Annotated in this window: 10 protein-coding genes; 5 read left to right on the forward strand and 5 right to left on the reverse strand. The window is 60.0% G+C overall.

The window, feature by feature from the left end:
* Positions 1–152: 152 nt before the first annotated feature.
* Positions 153–1,031: an ABC transporter transmembrane domain-containing protein gene (locus KVG85_RS21250; RefSeq protein ID WP_217864876.1), complete on the reverse strand. Its 879-nt coding sequence runs from the start codon at positions 1,029–1,031 to the stop codon at positions 153–155.
* 305 nt (positions 1,032–1,336) lie between these two features.
* On the opposite strand from KVG85_RS21250, the gene KVG85_RS21255 reads away from it, so the two are divergent.
* On the forward strand, positions 1,337–3,259 hold the full coding sequence (locus KVG85_RS21255; RefSeq protein WP_217864877.1) for an acetyl-CoA hydrolase/transferase C-terminal domain-containing protein: 1,923 nt from the start codon (positions 1,337–1,339) through the stop codon (positions 3,257–3,259).
* Between the two features lie 133 nt (positions 3,260–3,392).
* On the opposite strand, the gene KVG85_RS21260 is transcribed toward KVG85_RS21255, so the two are convergent.
* Both KVG85_RS21260 and rep read right to left on the reverse strand, forming a co-directional pair.
* A complete protein-coding gene (locus KVG85_RS21260) occupies positions 3,393–3,965 on the reverse strand; it encodes a xanthine phosphoribosyltransferase (protein WP_016772573.1) in 573 nt (190 codons plus the stop codon).
* A 57-nt stretch (positions 3,966–4,022) separates the two neighbouring features.
* Complete coding sequence (gene rep, locus KVG85_RS21265) at positions 4,023–6,032, reverse strand: DNA helicase Rep (RefSeq protein ID WP_016772574.1); 2,010 nt, start codon at positions 6,030–6,032, stop codon at positions 4,023–4,025.
* Positions 6,033–6,304: 272 nt separating this feature from the next.
* On the opposite strand from rep, the gene KVG85_RS21270 reads away from it, so the two are divergent.
* Positions 6,305–7,981, forward strand: coding sequence for a putative bifunctional diguanylate cyclase/phosphodiesterase (locus KVG85_RS21270; protein WP_217864878.1), 1,677 nt, complete (start codon positions 6,305–6,307; stop codon positions 7,979–7,981).
* 78 nt (positions 7,982–8,059) lie between these two features.
* Here the strand turns inward: KVG85_RS21270 and KVG85_RS21275 are convergent, their stop codons facing one another.
* Positions 8,060–9,454 (reverse strand): NorM family multidrug efflux MATE transporter, encoded by a 1,395-nt coding sequence (locus KVG85_RS21275; protein WP_217864879.1) that lies wholly within the window; start codon positions 9,452–9,454, stop codon positions 8,060–8,062.
* Positions 9,455–9,613: 159 nt separating this feature from the next.
* Here KVG85_RS21275 and KVG85_RS21280 point away from each other — a divergent pair, with 159 nt between their 5' ends.
* The 3 genes from KVG85_RS21280 to KVG85_RS21290 all read left to right on the forward strand — a co-directional run bounded on the left by KVG85_RS21280 (position 9,614) and on the right by KVG85_RS21290 (position 14,108).
* On the forward strand, positions 9,614–10,534 hold the full coding sequence (locus tag KVG85_RS21280; protein WP_217864880.1) for a LysR substrate-binding domain-containing protein: 921 nt from the start codon (positions 9,614–9,616) through the stop codon (positions 10,532–10,534).
* Positions 10,535–10,721: 187 nt separating this feature from the next.
* On the forward strand, positions 10,722–12,698 hold the full coding sequence (locus KVG85_RS21285; RefSeq protein ID WP_016772578.1) for a methyl-accepting chemotaxis protein: 1,977 nt from the start codon (positions 10,722–10,724) through the stop codon (positions 12,696–12,698).
* Between the two features lie 195 nt (positions 12,699–12,893).
* Positions 12,894–14,108: an aldose 1-epimerase family protein gene (locus KVG85_RS21290; protein ID WP_217864881.1), complete on the forward strand. Its 1,215-nt coding sequence runs from the start codon at positions 12,894–12,896 to the stop codon at positions 14,106–14,108.
* Here KVG85_RS21290 and KVG85_RS21295 read toward each other — a convergent pair.
* A complete protein-coding gene (locus KVG85_RS21295) occupies positions 14,105–15,598 on the reverse strand; it encodes a YifB family Mg chelatase-like AAA ATPase (RefSeq protein ID WP_217864882.1) in 1,494 nt (497 codons plus the stop codon). The genes KVG85_RS21290 and KVG85_RS21295 overlap by 4 nt on opposite strands.
* Between the last annotated feature and the right edge of the window lie 148 nt (positions 15,599–15,746).

Here is a 15,746-nt window from a genome sequence, read left to right on the forward strand (position 1 = left end):
TAAAATTCAGCGTTAATGGAGCCAGTAGTAAGAGCCGACAGGCTCTTTGCGACGACTGATGGTATTAACAATTGACATATACTTGCTACGGTAAGGCAAATAACCGAAAGCAGAAAAACGGTCAGGTTATTTCGCAAGCATATAAGCATAGTTCAATGCCCCTCGTGCTGCAGTTCGTAGCTACGAATTCGACTACGTCTATAAGATGCCTCTCTGCTCGAGTAGTAGATAGATATCAGTGACATCGTGGGGCTCAGAACGCGTTCAAGATAGATGGCTGAGGCAAAAATTGAGCCTATAGTCGCTTCGCCAACGCTTAGCAGATGAGCCGATAGCAATAATAAGACCACTATCGCTATCGGATAACATGTACCTGACATTGATTCGAATGTTGTGGCTTTGAGGCTTGAGCGAAAAGCGAGGCGTTCGATATTTTTTATATCGGCCTTGGTCCTGTTGGTGTATGGCTTTGCATTAACTAAAAGTTCACAGAGGGCGCCTATTGTTAAGGTGTTTTCTTGAACGTACTCATCAAACAGTGAATTGCTATTTTTTCGAGTTATAAGGTATGCCGCAATAGCATAAACAAGGCCGGTAAGTGGTGCGAGTGCCAGAAGTGGATGATAGTGGGCAGTCACCAGGAGCGCAGCGATAATGATGCTGCAGTTCAGCGATAAATCCAGATAAATTGAGTGATACAAATATATCGAGCCATCAACGTCGCCATCGATGAGTTCGATCCGCTCGCCTGGCTTTTGCGTATGCTCGAAGCTTCTGTCTAGTAGGTGATTCAGGATTGCCTTCTTCAGAATAAATCTTGTTTTGGACGCGGTTTTTTGTAGATAGATGTTGGCTGCCAGCTTTAATGGGGGCGTGGCGATGAGGAGGAACGAAGCGCCCGCGAGCGCGTACAAATAAAAGCTGTCGCTTGCCAGATACAGATTGATTGAGGCGCCAATTAAATAGGGGGATGCGCTCGTTAAAATCGCAATGCCTACACCAAAGCAGCAGAGTATCAGGTTGCTTTTCATTAGAGGTCAGCGCTTCCGAAGCGAGAGGTCCTTTTTTGCAAAGCGTTTGAATCTTGCGTCCAATGCTAGCTATGTATGAAATAAGTACAATTGAGACGCGTCTGGTAGTTGCGCGTGATTGAATTACAGGTGATGTAGGAAAAAAGCTGTGCGCTTGTGAGGCAGTTCGTCTTGCTGACTCAACAGAGGCGATTCGCCCTATGTCGAAACTTTGGCCATTTTTTCGCACCAATCACCTTCCCTCGGAAGTAATTCCCCGGCAATCTCGGTCTACCCCTATCAACAGAACGGGCGGGAGGCTTCAGATGGTGCAGTTGTGTTCGATCGAACAGGCGGTGGACGATGTGCTGGCGCGTTTGCCTGCGCACATCCACATGGGCCTGCCGCTTGGGCTGGGCAAGCCGAATCACTTCGTCAACGCGCTGTACCGGCGCATCAAGGAGCTGCCCGAGCGGCAGCTGACGATCTATACCGCGCTGTGCCTTGGTCGGCCGAATCTGGGCGATGGCTTGCAGAAGCGCTTTATCGAGCCCTTTGTCGAGCGGGTGTTTGGTGATTATCCGGAGTTCGATTTCCTCGCCGATCTGCAGCGCGACAGCCTGCCCGCCAACATCCGCATCCAGCAGTTCTTCATGCAACCCGGTAGTCTGCTCAACAGCGCGCCGGCGCAGCAGGATTACGTCAGCAGCAATTACAGCCATGCCGCCCGCGACATCAACGCAGCGGGTCTGAACCTGGTGGCGCAATTGCTCGCCAGCAGCAGCGAACACCCTGATCGCTTAAGCCTGAGCTGCAACCCGGACATCACCCTCGACCTGTTGCCGATGATCGCCAAGCGTCGCGAAGCGGGGGAGACCATTGTGGTGGTCGGCCAGGTGCATACGGATCTGCCGTACATGCCCGGCGATGCGGAAGTCGATATCGACACGTTTGATTTGCTGATCGACGAAAAGGACAGCAGCACGCTGTTTTCCACGCCGAACATGCCCGTGGGCTTTCAGGATCATTTCATTGGCTTGCACGCCAGTACGCTGGTGCGCGATGGCGGCACATTGCAAATTGGTATCGGCTCGATGGGGGATGCGTTGACTGCTGCGCTACTCGCGCGGCAGGCCGATAACGCCGGTTATCAGGCGGTGCTCGATGACATCAACCTCAGCCAATGGGCGCAGTTGATCCAGCGCGAGGGCGGCACCGCGCCATTTGCCAAAGGCCTTTACGGTTGCAGCGAGATGTTCGTCAACGGGCTGTTGGTATTGGCGGATGCCGGGATCATTCGGCGCAAGGTCTATCCGGATGTGCCGACCCAGGAGCAGGCCAATGCCGGTACCCTCGACGAAGCCGCGCAGCCCGACGGTATCTCGGTGCACGGCGGCTTCTTCCTTGGCCCGCGCAGTTTCTATGAGCGGCTGCGCGAGTTGCCGCAAAGCAAGCTGCTTGAATTCAGCATGACCCGCATCAGCTACATCAACGAGCTGTACGGCCAGGAAGAGCTCAAGCGCTTGCAGCGCATCGATGCGCGCTTCATCAACACCGTGTTCACCATGACTCTGCTCGGCGCTGGCGTGGCTGATCAATTGGCAGACGGACGCGTGCTCAGCGGGGTTGGCGGCCAGTACAACTTTGTTGCTCAGGGCCACGCGCTGGAGGGCGCGCGATCGATGTTGATCCTGCGCAGCTGGCGTGAGTCCGGCGGCGAGGTCAGCTCCAATATCGTCTGGGACTACGGCCACTGCACGATCCCGCGGCACTTGCGCGACATCGTCGTCACCGAGTACGGCATCGCTGATCTGCGCGGTAAATCCGACGCGGCGGTGATCGAAGCGTTGCTCAATATCAGCGACTCGCGGTTCCAGCCAGGGCTGATCGAACAGGCGCAGAAAGTCGGCAAGCTGCCGAAGGACTTCCGTCTCGATCCACGGTTTGCCGACAACACACCGCAACGCTTGCAGGCGATTGCCGCGCGGCATCCGAACCTGTTTCCGGAGTATCCGCTGGGCTGTGATTTCACCGCCATCGAACGGGATCTGCTGCGGGCGCTGAACTGGCTGAAGAGCAAGTTCAAGCTGACCGAGATTCTCGACTTGGGCAAGGCAGCGCTGGATGCGCCGGAGGCCTCGGCGTTCCCGGAACATCTTGAGCGGATGCAGCTGACGAATCCGGAGGGCCTGAAGGAGGACCTTTTCCAACGCCTGCTGCTCACAGGCCTGAAAGCTACCGCGCAATAACTGACCACCCCCAGAACCCACTGTGGGAGCGAGCCTGCTCGCGAAAGCGGTGTGTCATTCACTCAACTGGGTGACTGACACAGTGCATTCGCGAGCAGGCTCGCTCCCACAGGGGATAACTTGGTGCCGCTGGTTACTCGATGAAGGTGACGACGCCATCCTTCAGCGATTGCACGCGAGCCAGCGACTCGACGCGGTAGCCCTGCGAGTCCAGTTCGGCGCGGCCGCCCTGGAACGACTTTTCGATGACGATGCCCAGACCGGCAACGGTGGCGCCGGCCTGTTTGATGATCGAGATCAGCGCTTGCGAGGCCTTACCGTTGGCCAGGAAATCGTCGATGATCAGCACGCGGTCGCTGCTGGTCAGGTGGCGCGGGGAGATGGCCACGGTGCTTTCGGTCTTCTTGGTGAACGAGTAGACGGTCGCCGAAAGCAGGTTCTCAGTCAGGGTCAGTGACTGTTGCTTGCGGGCGAAGATCACCGGCACGCCGAGGTTCAGACCGGTCATGATCGCCGGGGCGATGCCCGAAGCTTCGATGGTGACGATCTTGGTGATCCCCGAGTCCTTGAACAGTGCGGCGAATTCGTCACCGATCAGCTTCATCAGGGCCGGGTCGATCTGGTGGTTCAGGAAAGCGTCGACTTTCAGGACCTGATCGGAAAGCACGATGCCTTCTTCGCGGATTTTTTTGTGCAGTGCTTCCACAACAGCTTCCTCTGTTGGCGCGATGGGCGCCGAAGGTAGATTAAAAAGTAGTCGATTCTAGCGCTTTAACATCGCGCGTATGTCAGCCAATGCGCTATTGCCACGCACGGCTTTGACTTCAGTCGGGGTGTCGTCGTTGCCTTCCCAGGCCAGATCGTCCGGTGGCAGTTCATCGAGGAAGCGGCTCGGCGCGCAGTCGATGATTTCACCGTACTGCTTGCGCTTGGCTGCGAAGGTGAAGGCCAGGGTCTGGCGGGCGCGGGTGATGCCCACGTAGGCCAGGCGGCGTTCTTCTTCGATGGTGTCGGCTTCGATGCTGGAACGGTGCGGGAGGATTTCCTCTTCCATGCCCATGATGAACACGTAGGGAAATTCCAGCCCTTTGGACGCATGCAGCGTCATCATCTGCACACCTTCGGCACCGTCCTCTTCTTCCTGCTGGCGCTCAAGCATGTCACGCAGCACCAGTTTGCCGATGGCGTCTTCGACGGTCATTTCGCCGTCTTCGTCTTTCTCGAGGGTGTTTTTCAACGCCTCGATCAGGAACCAGACGTTGCCCATGCGGTAGTCGGCAGCCTTGTCGCTGGAGCTGTTGGTACGCAGCCAGTTCTCGTAGTCGATGTCCATGACCATGCTGCGCAGCGCCGAGATCGGATCTTCGCCGGCGCACTGCTCGCGGACCTTGTCCATGAAGCGCTTGAAGCGCGCCAGGCGATCAGTAAAGCGGCTGTCGAGATGTTCGCCGAGGCCAATTTCGTCGGTGGCGGCGTACATCGAGATCTTGCGCTCGGTGGCGTAGTTGCCGAGCTTTTCCAGGGTGGTCGAGCCGATCTCGCGACGCGGCACGTTGATCACGCGCAGGAAGGCGTTGTCGTCATCCGGGTTGACGATCAGGCGGAAGTAGGCCATCAGGTCCTTCACTTCCTGGCGACCGAAGAAGCTGTTGCCGCCGCTCAGGCGATACGGCACCTGATGGTGTTGCAGCTTCAATTCGATCAACTTGGCCTGGTAGTTACCGCGATAAAGAATGGCGAAATCGCTGTACGGGCGGTCGGTGCGCAAGTGCAGGCTGAGGATTTCCATGGCCACGCGCTCGGCTTCGGCGTCCTCGTTGCGGCAGCGGATCACGCGGATCTCGTCGCCGTGGCCCATCTCGCTCCACAACTGTTTTTCGAATTCGTGCGGGTTGTTCGAGATCAGTACGTTGGCGCAGCGCAGGATGCGGCTGGTGGAGCGGTAGTTCTGCTCGAGCATTACCACTTTCAGGGACGGGTAGTCGTCCTTAAGCAGCATCAGGTTTTCCGGGCGCGCGCCACGCCAGGCGTAGATCGACTGGTCGTCGTCGCCCACCACGGTGAACTGGTTGCGCTTGCCGATGAGCATTTTCACCAGCAGGTACTGGCTGGCGTTGGTGTCCTGGTATTCGTCGACCAGCAGGTAGCGCACCTTGTTCTGCCACTTTTCGAGAATGTCGGCGTGTTCTTCGAAGAGCTTTACCGGCAGCAGGATCAGGTCATCGAAGTCCACCGCGTTGAACGCCTTGAGCGTGCGCTGATAGTGGGTGTAGACGATGGCAGCGGTCTGCTCCTTGGGATTGCGCGCGTTTTCCAAGGCCTGGGCGGGCAGGATCAGGTCGTTTTTCCAGGCGCCGATCATGTTCTTGATCTCGTCGACGCCGTCGTCGCCTGCGTATTCCTTCTGCATGATGTCGGTCATCAGGGCTTTGACGTCGGTCTCGTCGAAGATCGAGAAACCGGGTTTGTAGCCCAGCCGCGCATGCTCCTTGCGGATGATGTTCAGGCCCAGGTTGTGGAAGGTGCAGACGGTCAGGCCACGCCCTTCGCCGGCACGCAGCAGGGTGCCGACCCGCTCCTTCATCTCGCGCGCAGCCTTGTTGGTAAAAGTCATGGCGACGATGTACTGGGCGCGGATGCCGCAGTTCTGGATCAGGTGCGCGATCTTGCGCGTGATCACGCTGGTCTTGCCGGAGCCAGCACCGGCGAGCACCAATAGAGGGCCGCCGACGTAGTTCACGGCTTCTTGCTGCCGGGGATTGAGTCGGGACATACGAAAATTCGGGAGTCGTTGACGAAATGGGCCGGCATTTTAACAGGCTCAGCGATTTCTGCTGCTCTGTCCGACTTGTGACGCAGCACGCGATTCAGATTTGCCGCTTTTGTTACTTTCACGCAGGATACGCGGGGATTTTGCGGCTAATGTTCTCATTCGTGACACAAAATAACGTTTCGATGCCGTTGTCATCAGACAACGCATTGGTCATTGTTCAGCACACCGGCATAATGCCCCGCCTACATCATTGCAGAGTCTAGGGAGTCAGCTTGTCTACGCCTGTCGAACCCTTGCGTTTGCTGCTACTGGCCGAAGAGCCGGCGTGGACAGCGTTGTTGCGTGAGTGTCTGGCTCCGATGGGGAGCGCGGCGGTGCTGATCAGCGCGCCGAACTGGGATTCGGTCAGCCGCCTGTTCGAGGACAACCGCCACGCGGTACTGCTGACCCTGCCAGCGTTGCAACCGCCGCCCGGGCGCTGCAGCCTGCCGACCGTTCTGCTGCTGGAGCACGAGCCGGCCACCGCGCCGGTCGGTGTCAGCGACTGGCTGGTGTTCGACGCCCTCGACGCCGGCATGCTCCAGCGTTGCCTGCGCCATGTGCGCGAGCGCGGCGTGCTGGAAAACACTCTTCAGCGCCTCGCCGAACAAGACCCGCTGACCGGTATCGCCAACCGTCAGGGCTTCCAGACCCTGCTCACCGCGCGCCTTGCCGAAGGTGACGGTCGCGGTCTCGCCCTCGCCCTCGGCCATCTCGATCTCGACAACTTCCGCCATGCCAACGATGCCCTTGGTCATCAGGCCGGCGATCGCTTGATCCTGCAAGTGGTCGCGCGGCTGAAAAGTCAGCTGGAGGCCGGCGATCAACTGGCACGGCTGGGCAGCGATGAGTTCGCCCTGCTGATCGACACCCGCCGTGCACCGCAACGCGCCGAGTGGATGGCCGAACGCATCACCGAGGCGTTGGCCGAACCTTATTGGGTCGACGGCGAGAGCCTGCTGATCGGCTCCAGCCTTGGCATCGCCCACGCTCGCGCCAATGGCGGTGCCGATCCTTTGATGTGGCACGCCCATATCGCCATGCAGCAGGCCAAGAGCACGCAGGGCTGCACCTTTCATATCTTCAACGAACGCATCAATCGCAACGCGCGCAGCATGGCCGATCTCGAAAGCGAACTGCGCCGAGCCCTGCGCCGCGATGAGCTGGAGCTGCATTACCAGCCACGCCTGAATCTCGACGATGGCCAGATTGTCGGGCTCGAAGCGCTGGTGCGCTGGCGTCATGGTGAGCGCGGTCTGTTGCCACCAAGCGAATTTGTACCGCTGGCCGAACAAAGTGGTCTGATCGTGCCATTGGGCTACTGGGTGATTTCCCGCGCCTTGCGCGATATGCAGGCCTTGCGCGAGCAGGGGCTGCCGGCGCTGCACATGGCGATCAACCTGTCGTTCCGCCAGTTTCAGGACAGCCAGTTGCTGCCGACGCTCAGCCGCCTGATTGCCGAACGCGGCGTCGAGGCGCAGTGGCTGGAATTCGAACTGACCGAAACCGCAGTGATGCGGCGCAGCGATCTGGTCAAACAGACCATGGACGCCCTCGGCCGCCTCGGCGTGCGCTTCTCGCTGGACGATTTCGGCACCGGGTTTTCATCATTCGTGCACCTCAACAGCCTGCCCATCACCTTGCTGAAGATCGACAAGAGTTTTGTCGGCGGCATGGAACAGCGCGAAGAGAACCGCAAACTGGTGCACGCGATGATCAACCTTGCGCACAACCTGCACCTGGAAGTAGTTGCCGAAGGGGTCGAGACGCCGGAGCAACTGGAGTTGCTGCGCGGGTTCGGCTGCGATCAGGTGCAGGGTTACCTGATCAGCCGACCGCTGCCGTTGGATGAGTTGGTGGAATATCTGACCTTTGGAGCCAGTCAGCAGGCTTCGGTGGAAGCCATTTAAAAGATCGCAGCCTTCGGCAGCTCCTACCTTGGAATGTGTTCCCTTGTAGGAGCCGCCGAAGGCTGCGATCTTTTGATCTTAATCCGCGCCGATGGCCTCGAACCTCTCTGCAACTGGCTCGCGCCGAATCATCCGCTGCATCTTCCACTCGAATGCCAGCGTCAGGCTCACCGCCGCGCACGCCAGGCCCAGCGCCAGACCCCACCAGACACCCGTCGGCCCCCAATTGAGATGGAAAGCCATCCACCACGCCGCTGGCGCGCCAATCAGCCAATAGCAAGCCAGCCCCACGAGAAACGTAGTCTTGGCATCCTTGAGCCCGCGAATACAGCCCATGGCAATCGTCTGCGTGCCGTCGAACAGCTCGAACCACGCCGCTACTGCCAACAGGCTCACCGCCAGACGGATCACTTCGGCAAACGCCGGATCGTTGTGGTCAAGGAACAGGCCGACCAACTGGTTGGGCCACAGCCAGAACACCAAGGCAAAGCCGAGCATCACCACGGCGCCGAAGGCGATGCCGACACGCCCGGACATGCGCGCATCGACCAGTTGCCCGGCGCCATAGTGCTGGCCGACGCGCATGGTGATGGCATAGGACATCCCGGCCGGGACCATGAACGCCACCGAAACGATCTGCAGGGCGATCTGATGCGCACCCATTTGCGTGCTGCCCATGGTGCCCATGCACAGCGCAGCGAAAGCGAACAACCCGACCTCTACCGCATAGGTGCCGCCAATCGGCAGACCCAGGCGCCACAACTCTTTCAGGTATTGCCGGTTCGGCCGCCCCAGGCCGGCGCGCAACGGATAAGCGTCATACGCCGGATGCCGGCGGATATGCCAGGCCAGCGCCAGTGCCATGCAGTTGGCGACAATCGCCGTGACCAGGCCGATACCGGTCAGGCCCAGTTTCGGCAGGCCGAACATGCCGGTGATCAGCGCGTAGTTGAGCAGGAAGTTGGCCACCGTACCGGCGAGGCTGATGACCATCACTGGCGTCGCCCGGCCAATCGCACTGGTAAAACCGCGCAGGGCCATGAAGCTCAGGTAACCGGGCAGGGCGAAGGGCAGGGCGATGAGAAATTGCCCGGCGGCGTTGACGTTGGTTTCGGTTTGGCCGAACAGCAGCAACACGGGTTTGAGGTTCCACAACAACAGCCCGGCGCCGAGGGCCATCAGCCAGGCCAGCCACAGTCCGGCCTGGGTCAGGCGTGCGGCACCGATGATGTCGCCGGCACCCTGACGGATTGCCACCAATGTGCCGACCGCTGCAATCACGCCGATGCAGAAAATCGACACGAACGAGTAGCTCGCGGCACCGAGGCCGCCACCGGCCAGCGCTTCGGGGCTGAGGCGCGCCATCATCAGGGTGTCGGTCAGCACCATCAGCATGTGCGCCAACTGCGAAGCAATCAGCGGCCCCGCCAGCCGCAGAATGGCCCAGAGTTCGGTACGCACAGGATGCTGCATGGTCATCACCACCCAAATATCAGAGGAAGCAGAAGAGCGTCGATTCTCGGCGCTTGGCAGGCTTTGCACAAAGGGATAAAAAGGATGGGTGGCATGATTAATACTCATCTTGAATCGTCCTGCCGAATTGGCTGTATCCCCGCTATTGGAGCTTTGTGTATGTCCCGACGCCTTCCGCCGTTGTATGCCCTGCGCGCATTCGAAGCTGCAGCGCGACACAGCTCGTTTACCCGCGCGGCGGAAGAACTGTCGATCACCCAGAGCGCGGTCAGTCGGCACATGCGCACTCTTGAAGAACACTTCGCCTGCCGGCTGTTTCATCGCAGCGGGCGCAACCTGCAACTGACCGAATCGGCGCGGCTGCTGTTACCCGGTATCCGCGAAGGCTTCGCCGCCCTTGAGCGCGCCTGCAATACCTTGCGCGCCGAGGACGACATCCTGCGCATGAAAGCGCCATCGACCCTGACCATGCGTTGGCTGCTGGCGCGGTTGAGTCGCTTCCGCCATTTGCAGCCGGGCAATGAGGTGCAACTGACCAGCGCATGGATGGATATCGATTCGGTGGACTTCAACAATGAACCGTTCGATTGCGCGGTGTTGCTCAGTGACGGGCATTTCCCGCCGGACTGGGAAGCGAGCCTGCTGTTTCCCGAGGAATTGATTCCGGTCGGAGCGCCGAACCTGCTCAATGACAAACCTTGGGACGTAGCGCGTCTGGCGGCTGCTGAACTGCTGCACCCAACCCCGGATCGCCGCGATTGGCGCAGTTGGCTGGAGCGCATGGGTCTGTCCGAGCAGGTTTCGCTCAAGCGCGGGCAAGTGTTCGATACGCTGGAGCTGGGCATGATCGCCGCGGCGCGTGGCTACGGCGTTTCGATGGGTGATCTGTTGATGGTTGCCGAAGATATTGCGCAAGGACGCTTGAGCCTGCCGTGGCCGACCGCCGTCGCCAGTGGCCTGAATTATTACCTGGTGTGGCCGAAACCGCGTCCGGGAGGTGAACGTTTGCGCCGCCTCAGCGATTTTCTCCAAGGCGAAGTCCGTGCCATGCAATTGCCGGCGGTAGAGCGCTTGAGCTGAAACGTTCGAGCCGGCACAATGCCACTACTGCGCCATACCCACGCAATCCGCTCAAGTATTCGGTTTTACCGCCGACTACGAGCATGTGGAACCGTCGTGCCGGTTCCGCGCTACCCCCATTATTAGAATATTTTCCGGGCAATTACCGCGATCAAGGAGGATTCGGTGGCTCGGCCAGGAGCTGTTCATGTCTCAACCTCGTGCTCGGATCGCCTCGCAGCTGGGCCTTGCCCTTGCTGTGATACTGGCGATAGTCATCAGCGGCAGTACGGTGTTCGCCTTGCGTTCGCTGGATTCCGCCAACCTCGCCACCCGTGAAGAGCATCTGGCCAGTGAGGCCCGGCTGCTGGCCGATCAGCTGAGTACCTTCCACGGTACGCTGCGCGAAAGCACCCTGCGCCTGAGCGGGCTGTTCGAAAAGCGCTTCGGCAGTGGTTTGAGTGTGCACCCCGATCAGCCAGTGACCGTGGCCGGCGTGCAGACTCCGGGCCTGCATCTGGGCAACGAGGTGCTGAACAACAACTTCAAGGAAGTTGACGAGTTCAAGCAGATGACCGCTGGTGTGGCCACGGTATTCGTGCGCAGCGGCGAAGACTTCATCCGCGTCAGCACCAACGTCAGCAAGCAGGACGGCACCCGTGCCATCGGCACCGTGCTCGATCATGCCAACCCGGCGTACGCGAAGTTGATGGCGGGGCAGAGTTATGTCGGCCGCTCGTTGCTCTTCGAGCGCTACTACATGTCGCAGTACACCCCGGTGCGCGATGCGGGCGGCAAGATCATCGCCGTGCTGTACGTCGGCTTCGACTACACCGACGCGCAGAACGCGCAGTTCGCCAATCTCAAGCGCTTCCGCATTGGCAAGACCGGCTCGCTGGCGCTGCTCGACGAGCAGAACAAATGGCTGGTGCCGATTGCCGGCGTCGAAAACCTGGATCAAGCCGCCCCGACCATCAACAACCTGGTGAAAACCCCGGGCAAGGGTGAGTTCTGGAGCGACAAGGGTGAGGACTTCTACAGCATCGCCGTGCCGTTCGAAGGTGGCCCGTGGTCGGTGGTGGCGAGCATGCCGAAAGCCGAGATCCGCGCGGTGACCTGGAGCGTCGGTACGCAACTGGCGATCGGCAGCCTGCTGGCGATGTTGCTCGCGGTCGGTTCCGTGGTCTGGCTGCTGCGCAGCAAACTCGCGCCGCTGGGCGATCTGGTGCGTCAGGCCGAGGCTTTGGGTGCTGGTGATCTGAGTGTGCGGCTGAACGTATCGAGCCACGATGAAATCGGTCAGCTGTCCCGCGCGTTCAACCAGATGAGCCAGGCGCTGTCGACCATGGTCGAGCACATCCGCCGCGCTTCGGAAGAGGTCAACAGCCGTGCGCAGGCGCTGTCCGGTTTGTCCGGCGGTGCGTATGAAGGCATGGAGCAGCAGTCGGGCGAAATCACCAGCATGGCCGGCGCCGTGGAAGAGTTCAGCGCCACCTCGCTGAACATTGCCGACAACATGGGCGCGACCCAGCGCCTGGCGCAGGAAAACGCTCAGCAGACCCAGATCGGCCGCAGCTCGATGGAAGAGGCGTCGTCGTCGCTGGAGCAGATCGCTGGCGCGCTGAACAGCACCGCCAGCGTGATCAACACGCTGGGGCAGCGCTCGCAGGAAATCGGCGGCATCGTGGGTGTGATCACCTCCATCGCCGAGCAGACCAACCTTCTGGCACTTAACGCAGCAATCGAAGCTGCCCGTGCTGGTGAGCAGGGGCGCGGTTTTGCCGTGGTCGCGGACGAAGTGCGCAGCCTCGCCTCGCGTACCCGCCAGGCGACCGATGAAATCTCCAGCATGATCCACAGCATCCAACAGGAAACCGGCAACGCGATCAGCACCATGGAACAGGGCAATGTGCTGATGCAGGAAGGCCTGTCGCGCAACGCCAATGTCGCCTCGGCGCTGGCGCGGATCGATGAGCAGAGCCGTTCGGCAGGCCAGCAGTTCGCCGCGATCACCACCGCCACTCAGGAACAAAGCAGCACTGCAACGTTGCTGAGCAGCAACTTGCAGAGCATCGCCTTGGCCAACAGCGAACAGCGCGAGGTTGTGTCGAACCTGGCTGTCACCGCGAAAGAGCTGGAGAAGCTGGCGGCGGATCTGCGTTCCGAGGTTGATCGCTTCCGTTGATGCGTCTCTGAAACAGCTATCGCGAGCAGGCTCGCTCCCACGGTTTTTGGTGTGATTCACAAATGTTGTGACTGCCCGAAATCCATGTTGGAGCGAGCTTGCTCGCGAATGCTCCGGCACAAACCGGTTTTTGCACTTGCTGAAACGTTTCCGCAGCGCTATAAAAATGGCACAACTCCAATAAAGGCTGCTGCCATGACCCCGCTCAAACTCCTCGTCGCCCTCGGCGCATTCTCTGCCGCTTCTCACGCCATGGCTTGGGACTATGTCCTGCTCGACGCCAACACTCCGGCGAAAAACTGGACGATCACCAGTGAGCAACTTGGTGTAAAAACCGCCAAACCGTTCTCCGTGACCCTGCGTACTCTGCATGGCGGTCGTCAGGAGGGCGTCAGCATTGTCGATATCGATAACGGCACGATGAAGCTGTCGGTCGTGCCGACCCGTGGCATGAACGTATTGCAAGCTTCGGTGGGCGACGTGCGCATGGGCTGGGATTCGCCGGTCAAGGACGTGGTCAACCCGGCGTTCATCGAACTCAACGGTCGCGGTGGCCTGGGTTGGCTCGAAGGTTTCAACGAACTGGTCACCCGTTGCGGTTACGAGTGGGTTGGCCATCCCGGCATGGACAACGGCGAATTGCTGACCTTGCACGGTCGCGCCGCCAACATCCCGGCCAGCACTGTCACCCTGCACATCGATGAAAAGCCGCCGTATGCCATCACGCTGCGTGGCGAGCTGAAAGAGCAGGCATTCAAGAAAGTCGATTTCTCGGTAGCGACCGAACTTGTCACCGAACCGGGCAGCGCCAGCTTCGCCCTCAACGACACCCTGACCAACAACGGCGACTATGCGAAGGAATATCAGGCGCTGTATCACAGCAACTTCAGCACGCCGTTTCTTGAGCAAGGAGCAAAATTCGCTGCGCCGGTGAAGCAGGTTTCGCCGTTCAACGACAAGGCCAAGGGAGATCTGCCCGACTGGCAGACCTATCGCGGGCCAACCAAGGACTACGACGAAACTGTCTACAACGTCGTGCCGTATGCGGACGCCAAGGGTGACACCCTCACCGTGCTGCACAACAAGGCCGGTAGCCTCGGCGTATCCGTTGGCTTCAATACTCAGCAGCTGCCAGTGTTTTCGCTGTGGAAAAACACCGATACCCAAGGGCAGGGCTACGTCACCGGGCTGGAGCCGGGAACCAGTTTTTCCTACAACCGTCGCTATCAGCGGCCGTTGAATCTGGTGCCGACCATTGCCCCAAAAGAACATAAACAGTTCCAGATCAGCTACAGCCTGCTGGCCGATAAAGCTGCAGTGGATAAGGCCTTGAAGCGCGTGACTGATATTCAGGCCGGACGCGATGCTGAAGTGCGTCAGGCACCGCTGGTTGATCTGACTGAGCATTAAGGTGTCGCCGGCCGGTATTGCAGTGCCTCGGCCAGATGCTCGCGGGTAATCGCATCGGCCTGTTCAAGATCCGCCAGCGTGCGCGCGACCTTGAGCAGGCGATGCGCCGAGCGCAGCGACAGGATCAGTCGCTCGCAGGCCGCCTCCAGCCATATCTCGTCAGCTGTGGATAACTTGCAGTGACGCTTGAGCCCCGGCAGATCGAGAAACGCATTGGCACAGCCCTGACGTTTCTGCTGACGCTCCCGCGCTTCGGCCACCAACGCCGCAGCGCTGGCGCTGTTTTCGCCGGGCTTGGCTGCCGGATTCAAGGCGGTTGCCTCCCGCGCGACGGTCAGGTGCAGATCAATCCGATCCAGCAGCGGCCCTGACAGCTTGTTGCGATAGCGCTGGACCATGTCCGGTGTGCACGAGCATTTGCCGCTGGGTTCGCCAAGATATCCACAGGGACACGGATTCATCGCTGCCACCAATTGAAACCGTGCGGGGAAACGCACGCGATCCTTGGCCCGAGCGATGACGATATGCCCGGACTCCAACGGCTCGCGCAGCACTTCCAGAACCTTGCGATCAAACTCCGGCAACTCATCGAGAAACAGTACGCCATGGTGGGCGAGGGTGATTTCGCCGGGTTGCGGTTTCGAGCTGCCACCGACCAGCGCCGGCCCGGAAGCGGAATGGTGCGGTTGGCGGAAGGGGCGTTGCGGCCAGTGAGTCAGAGGCACCCCACTGGCGACCGATTGAATCGCTGCCACTTCCAGCGCCTCACATTCGGAAAGCGGTGGCAGCAGCCCCGGCAGACGACTGGCCAGTAATGTCTTGCCCGTCCCCGGTGGCCCGCTGAACAACAAATTGTGCGCGCCTGCTGCGGCAATCAGCAGTGCGCGTTTGGCGGCTGTCTGCCCCTGCACCTCGTTGAGGTCGGGATAGGGCTTGGCAGCGTGCATCAAACCGTCGGAAACGTAAGGCTCCACCGGCGTATGCCCATTGAAATGCGCCACCGCTTCCAGCAAATGATCGACCGCAAACACCTTCAACCCCGACGCCAGACACGCCTCCTCGGCATTCGCTCGAGGCACCACCAACGCCCGCCCGGCCTTGCGCGCCGCCAGTGCCGCCGGCAGCACGCCACGCACTGGTCGCACGGCACCGGACAATGCCAACTCACCCAGACATTCCACCTCGTCCAGCGTCAGACACGGCACCTGCACGCTGGCCGACAAAATCCCCAAGGCAATTGCCAGATCGAAGCGCCCGCCATCCTTGGGCAGGTCTGCCGGCGCCAGATTCAAGGTGATCCGCCGCGCCGGAAATTGCAGCCCGGAATTGATGATCGCACTGCGCACCCGGTCCTTGCTCTCCTTCACCGCCGCCTCGGGCAGGCCGACCATGGTCAGCGACGGCAGACCGTTGGCCAGATGGACTTCGACGGTGACAGCGGGGGCTTCCACGCCAATCTGGGCGCGACTGTGGACAATGGAGAGGGACATGGTCGTTCCTTGAGCTGAATCGGGGAGCCGCTTCCTGCGGGTTTTTGAAGGGTAGTCTGGGGAGAGAGCGTTGGTCGGACAGTTTTAAGGGCGAACTTTCACTGGATGTTGCTGAAGGCACTAATCCTCAGGCATAAAAAAACCGCCT

Origin of the sequence: Pseudomonas triticicola (assembly GCF_019145375.1) — a bacterium.
GTDB classification, from domain to species: domain Bacteria; phylum Pseudomonadota; class Gammaproteobacteria; order Pseudomonadales; family Pseudomonadaceae; genus Aquipseudomonas; species Aquipseudomonas triticicola.